An 18426-nucleotide genomic window follows, 5' to 3' on the forward strand; every position below is an offset into this window, starting at 1 on the left:
ATCCGGGGCGCCGGTAGGATCGACACTCACGACTCCGCCCGACCCTTCGCGGACGGGCGACTTCCCGAACGGAGAACCGCCTGATGGGGCGACTGATCTACGACTCGACCCTCGAGGCCGACTTCGACGACCGTCTGCTGGCGCACCTGCAGATCGTGATCGGCTCGAAGCTCGCGCGCAACGAGTCCTTCTACTTCTCGTGGAAGGACTCGCAGGCGGTCGGCGACGGACGCACCTCGATCTGGCTGCACCCCGCCATCCCGCTGCGCTTCAAGTACCACGGCGGCCGTGCCCCGAACATCAACCCGGACTGGATCCGCCAGCTGCTCGCCGACTCGCACACGGCGCACGGGCTGCGGATCAGCGAGGAGCCCCACGGGACCGCCCGTCAGAGCGAGGAGAGCATGCTGTGAAGCGCGTCGAGATCATCTACGGCGGAGCGCCGTTCAGCCTGAGCGAGACGTCGGCCGCGGAGGTGCGCGAGAGCATCGACCGCGCCCTGGACGGCTCCGCGTCGCGCTGGATCACGGTGAACCAGGGCGAGGGCGAGCCCCGCGAGACCTCGATCCTGATCACGCCGGGCGTGGCGTTCTCGGTCGCCGACGTCGCGCACTGAGGTCGACGCCGCGGTCACGGTGACCGCCGCCTCTCACGCCGCCGGCTCGGTCCGGGGCGCTCGCACCGCCGGCCCGCCTCGGAACGACTGCCGTCCTCAGCGCACCCGCCCCGCTCAGCCCGCCAGCACGCGCGGGAACTCCCCCGGGATCTCGCTCGCGAGGTACCCGGCCGGGCCGATCCGTGCGGAGAGGCGCGTGTCAGCCTCCGTGTGCAGGAACGCGCCCCACGCGGCCGCGCCCATCGGAGCGACGCCGCGCCCGCGCAGGCCCGCCGTCGCTCCGGCGAGCACGTCGCCGCTGCCCGCGGTGGCCAGCCCGGGGTGCTCGCCCTCGATCCGCACCGCGTCGCCGTCGGGCGAGGCGATCGTGTTGAACAGGCTCACCACCGCGCCGTAGCGCTCGGCGACAGCGAGGGCGGCCCGCTCGACGTCGTCGACCTCCTCGCCGAGGAGGCGGGACGCCTCCTCCGAGTTCGGGGTCAGCAGGAGCCGGCCCGCGAGCCTCCGCGCGATACCGCGCTGCCCGGGCAGGACCCCGAGCGGGAAGGCGTCGAGGTGCACAGCCGGCACGTCGTCGAGGAGCGGAGCGAGGGCACGGAGGGTCGCGGCGGTCGCGCGCGGGTCGTCCAGGCCGGGTCCGATCAGGGCGACGTCGGCGGAGGAGAGCTCGCCGGCGAGGTCGTCGAGCCCGCGGCCCGAGACGGAGCCGGTCCGCGTCTCCGCGAGCGGGACCACTCCGCACTCGGGCAGCGCGACCGCGGTGGCCGACGCGACCGACTCGGCGACGCAGAGCGTGATGCGACCCGCGCCGGTCCGCAGCGCGGCGATCCCCGCGAGGATCGCGGCGCCGGGCGTCTTGCGGGCGCCGCCGACGACGACCACGTCGCCGCGGGAGTGCTTCGAGCCTCCGGGCTCCGGGAGGGGCCAGCGCTGCTCGAGCAGGGCGCGGGAGACGAGGTCACTCATGAGGGTCTCCTTCTCCGGCTGCGCGGTCGTCGTGCCGGGTGACGGGTGCGCCGGAGCGCTCGAGGTGGGACGTGCGGTTGAAGAGCTCGAGGCGCCACGCGTCGCCGTCGCGGACGAGACGGGTGACGGAGCCGTTGGCGACGGGCGTCGAAGCGCCGATGTCGAGCAGCTCGTGCTCGGAGAGGCCCTCGAGGACGTAGCGGACGACGAGGACGACCGCGTCGTGGCAGAAGAGGATCGCCGGCCCGGGAGGCGCGGCGACGGCGAGGTGGTCGACGAAGGCGCGGACGCGGAGCGCGAGGTCCGTCCAGGCCTCGCCTCCCGGCGGCCGGTAGTAGAACTTGCCGAGCCACTCGCGCCGCGCCGCCTCCTCGGGCATCCGGGCCCGCACGCCGGCGGAGGTGAGGCGGTCGGTGACGCCGAGGTCGCGGTCGCGCAGGCGCTCGTCGGGGCGCAGCCGCAGGTCGATGCCGGCCTCGCCGAGGGCGAGGCGCGCGGTCGCGGAGGCGCGGCGGTAGGGCGACGTCCAGGCGGAGGCGGGCCGCGCCTCCTCGGCCAGCCAGCGGCCGAGCGCGCGCGCCTGCTCCTCGCCGGCGGGGGAGAGCTCGACGTCGGGGTCGCGGCGGTCGACGGCGATCTCGTGCGCCCCCGAGGCCTCGGCGGCGCTCGCCGCGATGTTGGCGAGGCTCTCGCCGTGGCGGACGAGGAGGAGCTCGGTCGGGCCGGTGGAGGAGGCGGGCATGACTCCACGCTCCGCCTCGCGGGCCGGAGGCGCCAGGGGGTTCCGCCGCGGCGACGCGGGTTGCTACGGAGTCGTCAGGGGTTCCGCCGTCGTCAGGGGTTCCGCCGCCGTCAGGGCGCCTCTCCGTCGGCGCGCTCCTCCGCAGAGACCGCCGTGACGACCGCGGTGAGCGTCTCGGGGTCGCTCAGGATGCGGAAGTGCCCGCCGGTCTCGATCCGGACGTTGACCGCGCCCTCGAGCATGCTGCCCTCGGGGATGTGCGGATCGAAGAGGCCGAACACGGACGTGATCCGCGCGTTCGCTCCGGAGCGGCTCGACAGCAGCAGGGTCGTGGCGTCGCGCGGCGAGAAGGCGCGCAGGCTCCGGAGGACCAGGTAGGGCGCGTAGCGGGAGCCGCCGAACGGGGTCGCCACGGCGACCATCCGGTCGACCCGGCCGTCCGGGTCGAGCTCGGTCATCACGTACTTGCCGATCAGTCCGCCCTTGCTGTGGGCGACGATCACCACGTCGCGGAGCCCGTGCTCGGCGAGGTAGGCGGCCACGTCCTCGGCCGTCCGGGCGACCGGGCGGCCGTTGCGGCCGAGGCTCGTCAGCACGTGGAGAGGGTGCCCGCGCTCGTGCAGCGGATCGATGATCGGGCGGAGGAAGGACCAGGTCTCCCAGATCCCCGGCAGGACCACGACGGGCCGCCGGTCGCCGTCGAGGTAGTCGTCCGGGGCACGGCGCGAGAGGACGCCGCGCACCTGCCAGGCGACGGCGTAGGCGTAGTCGCGGATCCACCAGACGGCGTCGCGGACCAGGCGTCGGAGCCGGCTCATGCGGCCGGCTCCGACCGGAGGGGGAGCGGGGCGGCGGGCCTCTCGCCGAGCGCAGCGGCGAAGCAGAGGATCTCGCGGGCGAGCGCTCCGGGCTCGGTGCGGGGGACGACGTGGCGCGAGCCGGCGAACTCGACGAGCCGCCCCTCGCGCGCGTGGGCCGTGAGCCGCTCGCACCAGTCACGGGTGGCGATCGGATCGTCGCGGCCGCGGGCGACGAGGACCGGCACCTCCAGCCGGGCGACGCGCTCCTGCACCGGATGCCTCAGCATCTCGGGCAGCTGGCGCAGGTACCAGCGCAGGCCGCCGCGCAGGTAGTCGGCCAGCAGGATCGCGTCGACGCCCACCGGCTCGCCGAGGCAGTCCCGCAGCAGCGCGAGCCCCTGGCGGACCGCTCCGGGCCGCTGCGGATCCACCACCGGCCCGATGAGCACCGCGCCGTCGACCAGGCCGGGCGCGCGCAGCCCCAGCTCGACCGCCACCTGCGACCCCATCGAGTGCCCGACGACGACCGCGCGCGAGACGCCCAGTCCGCGGAGGACCTGCTCGACCTGTCGCGCGTGGTCCTCGAGGCCGACCCTCCGCCGCGGGCGCGCGTTCGCGCCGAAGCCGGCGAGGTCGACGCCGATCACCCGGCCGTGCCGCTTCAGGCGGGCGGCGAGCGGCGAGAAGGTGTGGTGCGACATCCCGATCCCGTGGATCAGGACGAACACCGCGCCCGCCCCGGCCTGACCGGTGTCGACCGTCCGCAGCGTGACGCCCTCGACCTCGTGTCGCACGGGGAGGACGCGGCGGGGCGGTATCGGCAGCATCGTCCCAGGCTAGGGATCGTCGGCCGGCCGCGCGGGGGGATGCGCCCGCTCCCGCCGTGGTCTAGGCCGCGTCCGCCCTGGGGAGGAGCGTTCACCCCGCCGGCGGCCGGCGGTCCCCGCCGAGCGTCTCGTCGTCCCCGCTGTCAAGCGGCTCCTCCGCGGCGGCGCCCCTGCCTAGCCTCGGAGGAGGGGGCCGGCGTGCGCCGCTCCCGGAGGGATGACGCCATGCGGATCGCGATCGTCGGGGCGACCGGCAACCTGGGGACGGCGCTGCTGCGGCGCCTGCACGGCGAGGCCGGGGTGGAAGAGATCGTGGGCATCGCCCGCCGGGCCCCTCGGCTCCGCTCGGAGGAGTACCGCGACGTGCGCTGGGTCGAGATCGACCTCGCGTCGAGCGTCGCCCCGCGGCGGCTCCGCGAGGCCTTCGCCGGCGTCGACGCCGTCGTCCACCTCGCCTGGGCGCTGCAGCCCAGCCACGACGAGCCGTTCCAGCGGCTGGTCGACGTCGGAGGCACTGCGGCCGTGCTCGAGGCGGTCGCCGCCGCGGGAGTCGGCCAGGTCGCCGTCGCCTCGTCCGTGGGCGCCTACAGCGCCGCGCCGAAGTCGATCCGGGTGACCGAGGACTGGCCCACGGGCGGCCTGCACACCTCGACCTACAGCCGCCACAAGGCCGCGAACGAGCGGCAGCTCGACGCCTTCGAGGAGCGGCACCCCGAGATCGTCGTCACACGCCTGCGCCCGGGGCTCGTCTTCCAGCGCGGAGCGGCGACCGAGATCGCCGGGCTCTTCGCCGGTCCCCACTACCCGACGCGGTGGCTGAAGGCGGTCCGGATCCCGGTCCTGCCGCTGCCGCGGAGCATCGTCTTCCAGGGCGTGCACGCCGACGACGTGGCCGACGCCTTCTGGCGCGCGCTCGACCGGCGCGCCGGCGGGGCCTTCAACATCGCGGCCGAGCCGGTCCTCACTCCGGAGCGGCTGGCGCACGCCTTCGGCGCCCGCCTGGTCACGGTGCCGTTCGGGCTGCTCCGCTCCGTCGTCACCGCGACCTGGCACCTGCGCCTGCAGCGCACCGACGCGGGCTGGCTCGACATCGCGGGCAACGTCCCGGTGATGTCGACCGAGCGCGCCCGCGCCGAGCTCGGCTGGGCGCCGACCCGCACGGCGGAGGAGGCGCTCGCCGAGCTCGTGGTCGGCCTGGCCGACCGCTCGACCGTCCCGGGCTCGCCCCCGCTCCGGGGCTGATCCGGCCGGGAGCCGATCAGAGGCGAGCCCTCGCGGTCAGTCGGCGACGCGGATGAGCACCTTTCCCGTCGCGCCCTGCTCGACCGCGTCGTGGGCGGCCGCGGTCTCCTCGAGCGGGAACCAGGTCAGCGGGAGGCCCGCCTCCTCGCCCACCGGGAGCGCGCCGTCGGCGAGCGCCGCGGTGATGTCCTCGGCCGCGGCCTGCAGCGCCTCCTCGCCCACCGTGTAGAGCAGCAGGCCCTGCCACCGGGCGTTCTTCGCGAAGCTCGCGACGATCGGCACGGTGAACTCGTCGCCGTTGTTGTTCGCGTAGTACCCGATGCTGCCGTGGTTGGCGAGCACCTCGACGTCGAGCGCGGCGTTCTGAGCCGGTGCGACCTCGACCACGTGCTGGACGCCCTCGGGGGCGAGCCCGCGGATCCGATCGGCGAGCGCGTCGTCCGGGTACTGCAGCACGTGCTGCGCGCCGGCCGCACGGGCGAGCCGCTCCTTGGAGTCGCTGCTCACCGTCGCGATGACGGTCGCCCCGGCCCAGACCGCGAGCTGGATCGCGGCGTGCCCGACGGCTCCGGCGCCGCCCTGGACCAGGACGGTGCGGCCGGCGAGGGCGCCGGGCGCGAGACGGGAGGGGCCGTGCTCGTGCACGGTGAGGGCGCGGTGGGCGGTCATCGCGGGGACGCCGAGGCTCGCGGCGACGTCGATGCCGACGCCCTCGGGCAGGCGCACGACGTGCTCGGCGGCGAGCACCGCCGACTCCTGCGCGGTGCCGGTGGGGCGGCGGTGCGCGGAGAGGTACATCCAGACCCGGTCACCGACGGCCAGGCCCTCGACGCCCTCGCCGACCGCCTCGACGACACCGGCGCCGTCCTGGTCCGGGACGACCTCGTCGAACGCGAGGTCGCCGTCGGCGCGCGCCTTCCAGTCGGTCGGATTCACGCCCGACGCCAGGACGCGGACGCGGACCTCGCCGGCGCCCGGCGCCCGCTCCTCCCGGTCGACGAGGGAGAGGACGGAGGAGTCACCGGTGCGGGAGTAGACGATCGATCGCATACGGAGGGCAAGGAGCGCGGGCGGCGGTGTATTCCCGGCGGCACGACGAAGGGCGGCGGGCCCGGAGGCCCACCGCCCTGTCAGCGCCGACGGATCAGTGCTGCACGTCCTCCTGGACGGCGTGCTTGGCCTCGCGGGCCGAGTCCTTCACGTCGTCGGTGGCGGAGGTGCCCGCCTCCTTGACGTTCTGCGCGGCGTCGGTCGCGGTCTCCTTGACGGAGGCGAAGGCCTGCTGCGCGGGCTCGCGGAGCTCGCTCGCCGCCTCCTTGGCCGCGTCGGTCACCTTGTCGACGACCAGCTGGGCCTGCTCCTTGACGCGGCTCGCCGCCTCCTTCTCCTTGCTGGAGGCGGGGATGAGCGAGGCGACGAGGAGTCCGGCGCCGAGGGCGATGAGCCCCACGGCGAACGGGTTGCCCTCGGCCTTGGCCTTCGCCGAGCCCGCACCGCTCGAGAGCGAGTCGGAGGCGTCGTGCGCCGAGCCCATCACGCGGTCGCGGACGGAGCCCACGGCCGACTTGACCTTGTCGGTCTGACGCTGCGCGATGGCGGACGGGCTGACCTTCTCGGCCAGCGCGTCGACGTCCCCGCCCAGCTCGAGGCGCGTGCGCTCGATGTCCGCCCGGATCTCCTCGGGTGTCTTGTTCTGTCCTGCGTCGTACGTCATCGTCCTGCCCCGTTCGGCTTGAGGGTGTCGGGAATCTTCTTGAGGGAGTCGACCGTCTCGGGAGCGCCGTCGACCTGCTTCAGGCTCTTGCGGCCCACCGCGTAGAGGATCGCGGCCACGATCGCCCAGATGACGGCCACGACCACTCCGGACCAGCCGTTGCCGATCAGAGTGCCCAGGCCCCACCAGAGGGCGATCGAGAGGAAGAGCACGGCCATCAGCGCGGCGTAGCCCGCCCCGCCGAGGAGGCCCGCTCCCTTGCCCGCCTTGCCGGCGGACTCCTTGAGCTCGGCCTTGGCGAGGGCCATCTCCTGGCGGATCAGCGTGGAGAGGTCGCGCGAGACCTCGCCGAGCAGATCGCCCAGAGACGTCGACCCGGCCCGCTGGTCGGGCGTCTCCGTCGAGCGGTGGACGCCCGTCGGGTCGGTCACAGCCGGCCGCCGTTCGGGAAGCCGCCGTCGAGCGGGTCGGCGACGGGCTCGGTCGGCGCGTAGTCGCGCTCGAGGGAGCTCGAGCCGACGGTGCCGTAGGCGGACGCGACGGGCGCGTCGTACGCGGAGGCGTCGGAGTACGCGGTGGTCGAGGCGGGGGCGTCGAACTCGGGCCCGTCGGTGCGGGTGCTCGTCGCCTCCTTCTCGTCCTTCGCCTCGGCGGTCAGGGCCCGGATGAGGCGCCCGCCGACGAGTCCCGTCGCCGCGGCGATGAGGATGAAGGCACCCGGGCGGCGGCGGGCGAACGCGCGGACGTCGTCGAGGAGCTCGGACGGGTCGCGGTTCTCGAGCCACGAGGCCACACCCTGCACGCGGGTGGCCGCCTGGGAGACGAGCTTCGCCGCGGCGTTGTCGCTGCCGCCCTCGCCGTTGGCCAGCGCGGTCAGGTCGTCGCTGAAGGCGCGGGCGCCCTTGGCGGCGTTCTCCTTCTGGGCGTGGGCCTGCTCGGTGAGCTGGGTGCGGCTCTGGTCGAAGAGGTCCTTGACCTGGACCTTGGCCTCCTGGACCACGTTGGCGGCCTCGTCCTTGCCGGTCGAGAGCACTTCGCTCGCGGCCTGCTTGGCGTCGCCGGCGACGGCGCCGGCCTGGTCCTTGGCGGTGCCCGCGGCGGCGCTCGCCTTCTCCTTCGCGGAGTCGGCCGTGCCGCCCGAGGAGGAGCCGGAGGAGGTGTCCGTGGAGGCGACGTGCGCCCCGCTGTCGATGGGGGTCTCGGTCGCGCCGAAGTTCGCGGCGCCGTCTCCGAACGGAGGTGAAGCGGGATCGATGTTCGACATCGTCTGTCCCTTCCAGGATCGAGTGGGGAATGAATGCGTGCCGGCGTCGCCAGTCTGTTCGGGCCCTCGAGTACCGGGAAGGGCATAGCGGCTGACCCCCCGATGGGGCTACCATCCCGCGCCCACGAGGGCGGGGCCCGAGAGCCCGGGGATCGACTGCTCCGCCACCGCGTCAAGCCCCTTCTGACCCGCGAAAAGGGCTCCCTACCGTCGAGAGGACAGACATCGGACGTCCGCACCCGGATCCGCCCGGCTACCCCGGAAAGGCAACCAGTCATGTTCTTCCACCGTCAGGAACTCCAGTTCACGTCCACGCCCTCGAAGCCCGACGCGGTCTTCGCCCGCCGCTTCCAGGAGGTGCTCGGCGGCCAGTACGGCGAGATCACCGTGGCGATGCAGTACGGCTTCCAGGCCTGGAACGCCCACGACCCGGGCAAGTACCGGGACCTGCTCTTCGGCATCGGCGCCGAGGAGTTCGGCCACGTCGAGATGATCGCCGTGATGATCGCCCAGCTGCTCGAGAAGGCCCCGGTCGAGCAGTCCGAGGACGCGATGAAGAAGGACCCCGTGCTCGCGGCGGTCATCGGCGGCTCCGACGTGCAGCACGCCATCGTGGCCGGCGCCGGCGCGCGCCCCGTCGACAGCATGGGCAACCCGTGGCAGGGCTCCTACATCACCGCCAGCGGCAACCTGCTGGCCGACTTCACCGCCAACGCGAACGCGGAGATGCAGGGCCGGCTCCAGGTCGCCCGGCTCTACCACATGACCGACGACCACGGCGTGCGCGACCTCCTGTCGTTCCTCCTGGCCCGCGACACCATGCACCAGAACCAGTGGATCGCGGCGGCCGCCGAGCTGCGCGCGGAGGGCCGGGAGGACCTGCCCGTGCCCTCGAACTTCCCGATCTCGAAGGAGGAGCGCTCCGTGTCGTACGAGTACATCAACTTCTCGGACGGAGCAGCGGCCTCCGAGGGCAGCTGGGCCTCGGGCCCGACCCCGGACGGCAAGGGAGAGTTCAGCTACCGTGTCGCGGAGCCCGGCGGCAACGTCCCGATGCCCCCGCCCACGCAGCCGGACGAGCGCCTCTACGGCACCGACCCGAAGCCGAACATCGTCGAGAAGGCAGTGGGGGCCGTCAAGGACGCGGTGACGGGCAAGTGAGCGCCGCACGGGTCCTCGGGGCGCTCGGCGCCTCCGCTCTGACGATCGGCCTGCTGGCCGGCTGCACCGGCGACGCCCAGACGCCGTACCAGTCGGGGAGCGCGGTGCCCACCAGCGCCGACGACGGATCGTCGCAGACGCCCACGAACGCGCCCTCGCAGTCCGCTCCGTCCGAGTCCGCCACCCCGGCGACCTGATCCCGCGCCCTCGGCCGGCCGGCCCCGGTCGAGGGCGCGAATCATCGCAGTCCAGCGGGCACCCGGGCAAGCCCCTTCCCGCTCCCAGGAAGCGGGCAGTTCCCGGTCCTACGGTCGTGCCAACGATCAGCGAAGGAGGCACCACCATGGGGCTCGATGACAAGATCAAGAACGCCGCTCAGGACATCGCAGGCAAGGCGAAGGAAGCCCTGGGCGACCACAAGAACGACGACAGCCTGAAGGCCGAAGGCCAGAAGGACCAGGCCGCGGCCTCGGCCAAGAAGGCCGGCGAGGACGTCAAGGACGTCTTCAAGTAGGTCTCGGCAGTACCGCGAAGGCGGCGCTCCCCTCGGGGGGCGCCGCCTTCGCTGTTCCCCGGCTAGGGGTGCAAGACGACCTTGATGCAGCCGTCCTCCTTCTTCTGGAAGGTCTCGTAGAGGGCCGGAGCGTCCTCGAGCGGCGCCCAGTGGGTCACGAGGTCCATCACGCCGAGCGGATCGGAGGAGTCCTCCACCAGCGGCAGCAGATCGTCGATCCAGCGCTTCACGTTGCACTGGCCCATCCGCACCGTCACCTGCTTGTCGAACATCGACTTCAGCGGCATCGGGTCGGCCTCTCCGCCGTAGACCCCGCTCAGCGAGACGGTGCCGCCGCGGCGCACCAGGTCGAGGGAGGCGTGCACCGCGGCGAGGCGGTCGACGCCGACCGTGTCCATCGCCTTGCGGGCGATCGGGTCGGGCAGGAGCCCCGCCATCGACTGCGCGAACGAGCCGACCGGCGAGCCGTGCGCCTCCATGCCGACCGCGTCGACGACGGAGTCGGGGCCGCGCCCGTCCGTGAGGTCGCGCAGATGCGCGGCGATGTCATCGGACAGGTCGAACGTCTCCACGCCGTACCGCTCGGCCATCGCGCGCCGCTCGGCGACGGGCTCCACGGCGAGGACGCGGTAGCCGCGGTGGGCGCCGATCCGCGCCGCGAACTGGCCGACCGGGCCGAGTCCGAAGACGACCAGGGTCCCGCCGTCGGGCACCTGCGCGTACTCCACGCCCTGCCAGGCGGTGGGCACGATGTCGCTGAGGAAGAGGTAGCGCTCGTCCGGCAGGTCCGTGCCGACGACGATCGTGTTGTAGTCGGCCAGCGGCACGCGGAGCAGCTCGGCCTGCCCGCCGGGGACCTGGCCGTACATCTTCGTGTAGCCGAAGAGCGCCGCTCCCGAGCCGTACTCGGTGACCTGCGTCGTCTCGCACTGCGACTGCAGCCCTCGGCGGCACATGAAGCACTCGCCGCAGGCGATGGTGAAGGGCACGACGACCCGGTCGCCGGGCTTCAGGGTGGTGACTCCGGAGCCCACCTCCTCGACGACGCCCATGGGCTCGTGGCCGAGCACGTCCCCGCGGTCGATGTAGGGCCCGAGGAGGCGGTAGAGGTGCAGGTCGGAGCCGCAGATCGCGGTCGAGGTGATCCGGACGATCGCGTCGGTCGGCTGCTGGATGCGGGGGTCGGGGACGGTCTCGACCGAGACCTTCTCGATGCCCTGCCAGGTGAGTGCTCGCATGCTCGTGTCCGTTCTCCGGCTCGCGCCGGTCGGGGTCGGTGTCCCTCCACCGCACACCCGGAGGGCGCCGAGGGGGAGGGGCTTGACGCTCCCCGGAGCGTTCCCGAGGGGGATTCCCGGGAGAACGCACGGACGTGCATCCCGCGTTCACCCGACTCACGGCGGCCGAGTGGTGGGATGGGGGGATGGATGCTCTCTACACCGCCATCGCCCACGCCTCCGGTGGAGGACGCGACGGCCACGTCCGCACCGAGGACGACCGTCTCGACCTCGACACCCGCGCCCCGCAGGAGCTCGGCGGCTCCGGCGAGGGGACCAACCCCGAGCAGCTGTTCGCGGCCGGCTACTCCGCCTGCTTCCTCAGCGCCCTGCACGGAGCCGGTCGCCAGCTGAAGATCGACACGACCGACGCGGCCGTCTCGGCCAGCGTCTCGATCGGGAAGAACGACTCCGACGGCTTCGGCCTCTCGGTCGAGCTCGACGTCTACGTGCCGAAGGCGAGCTCCGAGGACGCGCAGAAGGTGGCCGATGCGGCGCACCAGCTCTGCCCGTACTCCAACGCCACCCGCGGCAACATCCCCGTGCAGATCAACCTGGTCGACTGACCGGGCCCTCTCGACGGCCCCTCCCGGACTCCGGGCAGGGGCCGTCGTCGTGTCCGGGGGCGGTCCGTTAGGGTCGGGGCATGACCGAGGAGCTGTCGCACGAGGAGCCGTCGCACGAGGAGTCCCTGGCGCGGGCCGAGCTCGTGCAGATCCGTCAGAGCATCGACAACATCGACGCGGCGCTGATCCACCTGCTCGCCGAGCGCTTCAAGTTCACGCAGAAGGTCGGCCGGCTGAAGGCCGCGCACGGGCTGCCCGCCGCGGACCTCGAGCGCGAGGCGCGCCAGATCGCGCGGCTGCGGGCGCTCGCCGAGGAGTCGCACCTCGACCCGGCGTTCGCCGAGAAGTTCCTCGGGTTCATCGTCGCCGAGGTCATCCACCACCACCAGCGCATCGCCGACGGCGCCGAGGACTGAGCCTCAGCCCTCGATCCGCAGCAGCCCCGCCGTGCGCTCGCGCAGCACGCCGAGCAGCAGCGGGTAGTCGGGGAAGAGCTGGTCGCGCCGCAGCGTCGGCACCCGCAGCCCGAGGGGGACCTCCGTGATGCGGCCGTTCGTCTCGGTGAGGGTCAGGCGGAGGCTCCGGCTCCCCGTCGGGCTCGAGGCGACGACCGAGCGCAGAGCCTCGAGCGGGAAGATCAGCCCGTCGATCTGGATGGCCGACTCCGACACCACGATCGAGCCCGGCAGCCCGGGCCGCAGCGCCAGCCGCGCGGCGACCAGCCCGAGCGGGAGGGAGAGCGCCACGACGACCGCCCCCAGCGCGATCTGCGCGCGGTCGCCCGACGGGGATCCCGCGAGGGCGACGGCCAGGACGCCGGCGGCGAACGCCTCCGTGGCGACGACGACCAGGGCGACCGCCCGGCGCTGGAGCGGAGCGCGGTGCGGCCGGAAGCGGACGGCCGAGGCGGGCCCGGCCAGAGCGGGCGGCAGGGCGTCGCGGACGCGGGCGGCGGCGCCGAGGTCGGCGAGCAGGGCGGCGAGGTCCTCCGGGCGGAAGTGGCCGCAGCGGACCTCGACTCCGTCTCCGCGGCACCAGGCGACGAAGCCGTCGCCGTCGGCGGACTCGAGGAAGCGGACCGACCGGCGGGGCCACTGCTCGCGGCGGCGGCGGCCGCGCATCAGCACGACCTGCGTCTCGGTCGTCATCACGCGGGTGGGGGAGACGACGAAGAGCGAGACCGCCGAGGCCAGTCCGATGACGACGGTGAGGGCGAGGAGCCCGAGCGCGAGCACCGACTCGTCGAGGACGCCGCGGCGGTCCGCGAGGACGGCGAACGGGATGAGCACGGCCGCGAGGCCGGCGCCGAGGAGCCGCAGGAGGAGGGCGCGGAGGCGTCGCAGGACCGACGGGCCGTACACCCGTCGCGTCCGGATCGCCATCGGTTCCGACTCCATCGCGTCAGGCTAGCCCCGGCCGGGACCGGTCGCCCGGAGAGGCGCGTCGGTGGCGCGATCCTCGCGCCACCCGTCCCCGGTTCGGGGGAGGAGTGGCGCGAGGCGCGGCCTACGCCTCCGCGGTGCGGTGCAGGGCGCGGACCGAGACGACCCGGCGACGGGCGATCGCGGCGACGGTGAGCAGCAGCCCGAACAGCAGCCAGATCACCAGGCCGACGACGGCGCCGGCCGTGCCGTCGGTGCCCTCGACCACTCCGGACAGCGCGTTCTGCGCCGCCGAGAGCGGCAGGAACCCGAGCACGTCGTCGAACAGCCCGGGGACCGTCGAGATGATGCCCGCGCCGAGCGCGATCACCGCCGCGACCATCGCGAGGAAGCGGCCGATCCCTCCGAGCAGGGCGACCAGCCCCTGGTTCACCGCGGCGAACGAGGCGCCGGTGAGCATCGCCAGGAGGGCGAAGCCGACCCAGCGGCCCGGCTCCAGGCCCGCGACGCCGCTCATCACGATCGCGACCGCGAGTCCCTGCACCACGCCGATCACGAGCGCCGGCACGTAGGAGGAGAGGGCGAGCGCCGCGGAGGAGCGGGTCGAGGAGAGTGCACGGTGCGAGAACGCCGCGAGCACCAGGAACGTCGCGAGGGCGCCGAGCCAGAGGGCGATCGTCGCGAAGAACGGGACGCTGGAGGCTCCGAACAGGTCGGTCGCGCTGCTCGCGTTCTCGACCGGGTCCGAGACGACGTCGGCGAGGTTCGTCGACTCCGACTCGGTGTAGGTCGGGAGCTGCGCGACCGCGGCGTCGAGGCCGGTCGCGAGCGTGCGGGTGCCGTCGGCGAGCTGCACGGCGCCGTCCGAGACCCCGCTCGCGCCGTCGGCGAGCTGGTCGGCTCCGTCGGCGGCGGAGGAGGCTCCCGCGGCGAGGTCGGCGGCACCGCCCGCGGCGGTGGTCGCGCCGGTCGCGAGGTCGCGGGCGCCGGCCGCGGCGGTGGTGGCGCCGGTCGCGAGCTGCGCGGACCCGGCCGCCGTGGTGTCGAGGCCGTCGGCGAGCTGGGACGCTCCGTCCGCGGCGTCGTCCGCGCCGTCCGCGAGCTGCGTCAGGCCGCCGGACAGCTGTCCGATGCCCCCCGAGAGAGTGCGCGCGCCGGTGGCGGACTGCCCGACCGCGTCGATCAGCGAGGGCTGCCCGTCGCCGCCGAGGCGGATGCCCGCGTCGATCCCGGCGACGGCTCCCGCGGTCGTCGTGGCGAGGGTGGTCGCGCCGGTGGGTCCGCCCGCCGAGGCGATGACGGCGCGCGCGGCGAGGCACTGCGTCGTCTCGCAGCCCTCGAGCGCGGCGCTGAGCGCCTCGAAGGTCCCCGCAGTGGCGGCGGCGGCGCCGGCGCTGAGGGCGGCGACCTGCTGGGTCCCGTCGCCGGTCCTCACCACTCCCTCCCTCAGCTGGTCGAGCCCGTCGGCCAGGTCGGAGGCGCCGCCCTGCAGCGCGGTCGTCTTGGTCGCCGAGTCGCGGGCGCCCGTCGCGAGCTGTCCCACTCCGCCGGAGAGGCCGCGCGCACCGGTGGCCAGCTGCGCGACTCCGCCGGAGAGGTCGGAGGCTCCGGTGCCCAGCTGCCCCACGCCGTCGGCGAGGGACGAGGCTCCGGTGCCGATCTGCCCGACGCCGTCCGAGAGCGAGGAGGCGCCGGTGGCGAGCTCGTCGATCCCGTCGGCGAGGCTGCTGGTGCCGTCGGCGAGGGTGGAGGCGCCGGTGCCGAGCTGGTCGGCGCCGTCGGCGAGCGTGCCCGCGCCCTCGGCCGCCTGGCCGATCTGCTCGTTGAGGGTGTTGAAGCCGACGTAGACGTTCTCGAGGTAGGCCGTGGTCAGCTGCGTGTTGAGCAGCGACGTGGCGGTGCTGGTCACGGTGGCCGAGATGGCGTCGTCGACGAGCTTGGCCTTCTCGCTGGTGGCGATGTCGATGGTCGCCTTCGTCGCCTCCGCGGCGTCGCCGGAGTACGAGGTGGCGGCGGCGGAGAAGGACGAGGGGATCGTCACGACGGTCGCGTAGCTGCCGTCGGCGAGGCCCTTGGCGGCGTCGTCCTTGTCCGTGAGGACCCAGGTGAAGTTGCCCGTCGAGTCCGAGCCGGAGACGTTGGGCACCGGGGTCGTGCTCGCGGACGGCGTCGCGCTCGCCGAGGGGGTGGAGGAGGGGGCGTCCGAGCTCGCGGAGTCGGTGCCGCCCGTCACCAGGCCGGCCGCGAGCTGGCGCCCGAGCGGCACGGTCTGCCCGTTGATCTCGACCGGGGTGTCCTCGTTGACCACGGCGGCCGTGATCGTGTCGAGGCGCTCGGTCGGGTTCCACAGCGCCCACACCAGGAGGCCGCCGATGACGAGGGGGACCAGGACGATCCCGAGAAGGGTCAGCCAGGACACCTTCTTGACGCCGCGGGGGCGTTCGAGGGAGAGGAGAGCCATCTGTCAGAGGACCTTTGCGATCGCGCGGCGCTCGGCCGCGGGCGAGACCGCGAGCACGCCGCGGTCGGAGGGGAGGAGGTCGTCGAGCGCCTCGGCGTCGACGGAGGAGGCGACCACGGTGAACGCGTCGTCGGCGGCGCGGGCGGCGTCGAGCTCGGCCCGGATCGCGCCGCGCAGCTGCGGGTCGGTGACCGTGTCGAGGTCGTCGAGCACCAGGATCGGCGGAGCCGACTCCAGGGCCGACCGGACGTCGGCGACGGGGTCGGCGGCTCCGGCGAGGCGCACCAGCCCGACCCGGCCGCGCACGGCGGCGGAGCGGATCGGCACGACCAGGCCCGCGACCTTCAGGCGCCCGGAGTCGGGGGCGAGCCGACCGGCGATGCTCAGCAGCAGCGCGGTGCGGCCGGAGCGGTGCGGCCCGTGGACCACGAGGGAGGAGCCGGGAGCGACCCGCAGCGAGACGCCGCTGTAGACGGGACCGTCGGGTCCGTCGAGGCGGAGGTCCTCGGCCGCTATCACGTCCGTGGATCCGGGCTCCGGCCAGTCGGCCAGCGCGAGCTCCTTCGTGAGGCCCTCGCCCTCGACGTCGAAGGACGGGAGGATGCGGTCGAGCCAGCGCGGCATGTGCCAGGCGCGGTCGCCGAGCAGGTGCAGCACGGCGGGCACCAGCGTCATCCGCACGATGAACGCGTCGACGAAGACGCCCACGGCGAGCCCGAGCGCGATCGGCTTGATGTTGGTGTCCCCCTCCGGCACGAAGGCGGCGAAGACCGAGAACATGATGACCGCGGCGGCCGTGACCACCTTGGCCGAGCCGACGAAGCCCGACTCGACGGCGGCGCGCGCCGGCCTCCCGTGCACGTAGTCCTCGCGCATCCGCGAGACCAGGAACACCTCGTAGTCCATCGCGAGGCCGAAGAGCACGCCCATCAGGATGATCGGCATGAAGCTGATGATCGGGCCCGTCTTGTCGACGTGCAGAGCGTCCGAGAACCATCCCCATTCGAACACCGCCGCCACGGCGCCGAAGGACGCACCGACCGACAGCAGGTAGCCCAGCGTCGCCTTGATCGGCACCCAGAGCGAGCGGAACACCATCGTCAGCAGCACCAGCGACAGGCCCACGACGAGCAGGCCGAACGGCAGCAGGGCCTTGGCGAGAGTGTCCGAGATGTCGATCCCGACCGCGGTCTGGCCGGTCACCGCGAGGTCGACGCCGTACTCCTGCTGGAAGTAGTCGTGCTTGTCGCGGATCTCGGCGACCAGCGCCTTGGTGGCCTCGGAGTCGGGGCCGCCCTCGGGGATCACCTGGATGATCCCGGTGTCGGCGGTCTCGTTGGGCGTCGCGAGCGGCACCGAGGCGACTCCGTCGAGCTTCTCGATCTCGCCCTTGAGGTCGTCCATCAGGCCGAGCGGATCGGTCGAGCCGATGATCGTGCCGGTGACGATGAGCGGGCCGTTGTAGCCGGCGCCGAAGTTCTCGGCGAGCAGGTCGTAGGTGGTGCGCGCGGGAGTGCCCTCGGCCTGGTAGCCGGCGTCCGGCAGGGCGAGGCGGAGGCTGAGCGCCGGGATGCTCGCGACGCCGAGCACGCCGATCACCGCGATGATCGTCACGATCGGGAAGCGCGTGACGACCCGGACCCAGCCGCGGAAGAACCCGCGTGGGACCTCGGCGTGCACGTGGCCGCCGGGGGAGGCGGTCGCCGCCTCCTCGTGCGCCTCGGTGTCGACGTGGGTGCCCGCGGCGGCGGCGGCCTTCGCGGCCTTCTTCTTCGCGCGGCGCTCCTTCGGGCGCAGCCGCGCGCCGGCGAAGCCGAGGAGGGCGGGGGTCAGGGTGAGCGCGATGACCACGGCGATCGCGACTCCGCCCGCCGCTGCGACGCCCATCGTGGTGAGGAACGGGATGCCCGCGACCGAGAGGCCGACGAGCGCGATGATCACGGTCAGGCCCGCGAAGACGACGGCGGAGCCCGCGGTCGCAGTCGCCCGCGCGGTCGACTCCTCCGGGTCCATGCCCTGCTTCAGCTGGTCCTGGTGGCGGCTGATGATGAAGAGGGCGTAGTCGATCCCGACCGCCAGGCCCAGCATCAGCGCCAGGAGCGGGGTGGTCGAGGAGATCGAGGCGAAGCGGGTGGCGATGAAGATGGCCGACATCGAGAGGGCGACGCCGAGCAGTGCGGTGACCAGCGGCATGCCGGCGGCCAGGAACGAGCCGAAGGTGAGCACGAGGACGACGAGGGCGACCACGAGGCCGATCGCCTCCGTGATGGTCACGCCGGGGAGGTTCTGGGCGAAGAGGTCGCCGCCGAGCGAGACCACGGAGCCGGCGGGCAGCGCGTCCTGGAGGGTCGTCGCCTCGGCCTTCAGCGCGTCGCGGCTCTCGGGGCTCGTGGTGGTGGCGGAGCCGTCCATCTGCGCGGTGATGACGAGGGCGTTCCCGGCGTCGGAGATCGTGCCGGACACGCTGTCGGAGTAGGGGTCCGTGACGGCCGCGACTTCGTCGACGTCGCCGAGCGCGGCGACCGCGTCGCTGACGGGGCCCTTCACGTCGGCGTCCTGGACGCTGCCTCCGTCGGGCGCGACGACCACGTACCGCGCGGACGTGCCGCTGACCTGGGGGAAGGTGCGCTCGAGCTGGTCGAGGGCGGTCTGCGACTGCGTGCCCGGGATGGAGAAGGTGTTGTCGGTGCCCTGGTTGAGCAGCAGCGCTCCTCCTCCGCCCGCCACCACGATCAGCAGCCACAGGACGGCGACGAGGCGGTGGGCGCGGTACACGCGACGACCGAGACGGTAGAGCAGCGACGACACGCGGTCTCCTGACGATGGGTGGGGAGGATGGCGATACGTCTCTGTACCAGGGCGGAGCCGGGCTCCGATACACGAGCGTATCCGAT

At 73.7% G+C, this 18426-nt stretch carries 20 protein-coding genes; 8 read left to right on the plus strand and 12 right to left on the minus strand.

Annotated features, from left to right (window positions below; translation table 11 throughout):
- The first annotated feature begins 83 nt into the window (after window positions 1-83).
- Both C5C35_RS04275 and C5C35_RS04280 read left to right on the plus strand, forming a co-directional pair.
- Window positions 84-413, plus strand: a complete 330-nt coding sequence (locus tag C5C35_RS04275; protein ID WP_104222776.1) for an ATP-dependent DNA ligase — start codon at window positions 84-86, stop codon at window positions 411-413.
- On the plus strand, window positions 410-616 hold the full coding sequence (locus C5C35_RS04280; protein ID WP_104222775.1) for a hypothetical protein: 207 nt from the start codon (window positions 410-412) through the stop codon (window positions 614-616). The genes C5C35_RS04275 and C5C35_RS04280 overlap by 4 nt, the downstream gene beginning before the upstream one ends.
- Before the next feature lie 114 nt (window positions 617-730).
- Here C5C35_RS04280 and C5C35_RS04285 read toward each other — a convergent pair whose 3' ends face one another.
- From C5C35_RS04285 to C5C35_RS04300, 4 genes are all read right to left on the minus strand, one after another.
- On the minus strand, window positions 731-1582 hold the full coding sequence (locus C5C35_RS04285; RefSeq protein ID WP_104262624.1) for an ADP/ATP-dependent (S)-NAD(P)H-hydrate dehydratase: 852 nt from the start codon (window positions 1580-1582) through the stop codon (window positions 731-733).
- A complete protein-coding gene (locus C5C35_RS04290) occupies window positions 1575-2324 on the minus strand; it encodes a histidine phosphatase family protein (protein WP_104262625.1) in 750 nt (249 codons plus the stop codon). The genes C5C35_RS04285 and C5C35_RS04290 overlap by 8 nt, the downstream gene beginning before the upstream one ends.
- A 110-nt stretch (window positions 2325-2434) precedes the next feature.
- Window positions 2435-3142 carry a triacylglycerol lipase gene (locus tag C5C35_RS04295; RefSeq protein ID WP_104239324.1) on the minus strand — a complete coding sequence of 236 codons (708 nt, stop codon included), beginning with the start codon at window positions 3140-3142 and terminating at the stop codon, window positions 2435-2437.
- Window positions 3139-3951: an alpha/beta fold hydrolase gene (locus C5C35_RS04300; RefSeq protein WP_104262626.1), complete on the minus strand. Its 813-nt coding sequence runs from the start codon at window positions 3949-3951 to the stop codon at window positions 3139-3141. Before C5C35_RS04300 ends, C5C35_RS04295 begins: the two co-directional genes overlap by 4 nt.
- Before the next feature lie 225 nt (window positions 3952-4176).
- On the opposite strand from C5C35_RS04300, the gene C5C35_RS04305 reads away from it, so the two are divergent.
- Entirely contained in the window at window positions 4177-5193 is a 1017-nt protein-coding gene (locus C5C35_RS04305) for an NAD-dependent epimerase/dehydratase family protein (RefSeq protein WP_104262627.1), read from the plus strand.
- Between the two features lie 36 nt (window positions 5194-5229).
- On the opposite strand, the gene C5C35_RS04310 is transcribed toward C5C35_RS04305, so the two are convergent.
- The 4 genes from C5C35_RS04310 to C5C35_RS17185 form a co-directional block, all read right to left on the minus strand.
- Window positions 5230-6243: an NADPH:quinone reductase gene (locus C5C35_RS04310; protein WP_104262628.1), complete on the minus strand. Its 1014-nt coding sequence runs from the start codon at window positions 6241-6243 to the stop codon at window positions 5230-5232.
- 94 nt (window positions 6244-6337) lie between these two features.
- A complete protein-coding gene (locus C5C35_RS04315) occupies window positions 6338-6907 on the minus strand; it encodes a DUF3618 domain-containing protein (protein ID WP_104262629.1) in 570 nt (189 codons plus the stop codon).
- Window positions 6904-7338 (minus strand): phage holin family protein, encoded by a 435-nt coding sequence (locus C5C35_RS17180; protein WP_104222767.1) that lies wholly within the window; start codon window positions 7336-7338, stop codon window positions 6904-6906. The genes C5C35_RS04315 and C5C35_RS17180 overlap by 4 nt, the downstream gene beginning before the upstream one ends.
- The gene (locus C5C35_RS17185; protein ID WP_104262630.1) at window positions 7335-8171 is read right to left on the minus strand and encodes a hypothetical protein; all 837 of its coding nucleotides are present in this window, start codon (window positions 8169-8171) and stop codon (window positions 7335-7337) included. Before C5C35_RS17185 ends, C5C35_RS17180 begins: the two co-directional genes overlap by 4 nt.
- A 276-nt stretch (window positions 8172-8447) precedes the next feature.
- Here C5C35_RS17185 and C5C35_RS04330 point away from each other — a divergent pair, with 276 nt between their 5' ends.
- The 3 genes from C5C35_RS04330 to C5C35_RS04340 all read left to right on the plus strand — a co-directional run bounded on the left by C5C35_RS04330 (window position 8448) and on the right by C5C35_RS04340 (window position 9846).
- On the plus strand, window positions 8448-9332 hold the full coding sequence (locus C5C35_RS04330) for a manganese catalase family protein (protein WP_104222765.1): 885 nt from the start codon (window positions 8448-8450) through the stop codon (window positions 9330-9332).
- The gene (locus C5C35_RS04335; protein ID WP_104222764.1) at window positions 9329-9529 is read left to right on the plus strand and encodes a hypothetical protein; all 201 of its coding nucleotides are present in this window, start codon (window positions 9329-9331) and stop codon (window positions 9527-9529) included. Before C5C35_RS04330 ends, C5C35_RS04335 begins: the two co-directional genes overlap by 4 nt.
- 146 nt (window positions 9530-9675) lie before the next feature.
- A complete protein-coding gene (locus tag C5C35_RS04340; protein ID WP_104222763.1) occupies window positions 9676-9846 on the plus strand; it encodes a CsbD family protein in 171 nt (56 codons plus the stop codon).
- Between the two features lie 62 nt (window positions 9847-9908).
- Here C5C35_RS04340 and C5C35_RS04345 read toward each other — a convergent pair whose 3' ends face one another.
- Window positions 9909-11084, minus strand: coding sequence for a zinc-dependent alcohol dehydrogenase (locus C5C35_RS04345; protein WP_104262631.1), 1176 nt, complete (start codon window positions 11082-11084; stop codon window positions 9909-9911).
- Window positions 11085-11269: 185 nt separating this feature from the next.
- On the opposite strand from C5C35_RS04345, the gene C5C35_RS04350 reads away from it, so the two are divergent.
- Window positions 11270-11689, plus strand: a complete 420-nt coding sequence (locus C5C35_RS04350) for an organic hydroperoxide resistance protein (RefSeq protein ID WP_104222761.1) — start codon at window positions 11270-11272, stop codon at window positions 11687-11689.
- 80 nt (window positions 11690-11769) lie between these two features.
- Window positions 11770-12105 carry a chorismate mutase gene (locus C5C35_RS04355; RefSeq protein ID WP_104222760.1) on the plus strand — a complete coding sequence of 112 codons (336 nt, stop codon included), beginning with the start codon at window positions 11770-11772 and terminating at the stop codon, window positions 12103-12105.
- A gap of 3 nt (window positions 12106-12108) precedes the next feature.
- On the opposite strand, the gene C5C35_RS04360 is transcribed toward C5C35_RS04355, so the two are convergent.
- The 3 genes from C5C35_RS04360 to C5C35_RS04370 form a co-directional block, all read right to left on the minus strand.
- Window positions 12109-13086, minus strand: coding sequence for a hypothetical protein (locus tag C5C35_RS04360; protein ID WP_146076942.1), 978 nt, complete (start codon window positions 13084-13086; stop codon window positions 12109-12111).
- A gap of 109 nt (window positions 13087-13195) precedes the next feature.
- Window positions 13196-15532, minus strand: coding sequence for a YhgE/Pip domain-containing protein (locus tag C5C35_RS04365; RefSeq protein WP_104222758.1), 2337 nt, complete (start codon window positions 15530-15532; stop codon window positions 13196-13198).
- Between the two features lie 3 nt (window positions 15533-15535).
- Window positions 15536-18340 (minus strand): MMPL family transporter, encoded by a 2805-nt coding sequence (locus C5C35_RS04370; RefSeq protein ID WP_104250664.1) that lies wholly within the window; start codon window positions 18338-18340, stop codon window positions 15536-15538.
- Window positions 18341-18426: the final 86 nt, after the last annotated feature.

The sequence above is a fragment of the Rathayibacter sp. AY1F8 genome, assembly GCF_002932165.1.
Classification (GTDB): Bacteria; Actinomycetota; Actinomycetes; order Actinomycetales; family Microbacteriaceae; genus Rathayibacter.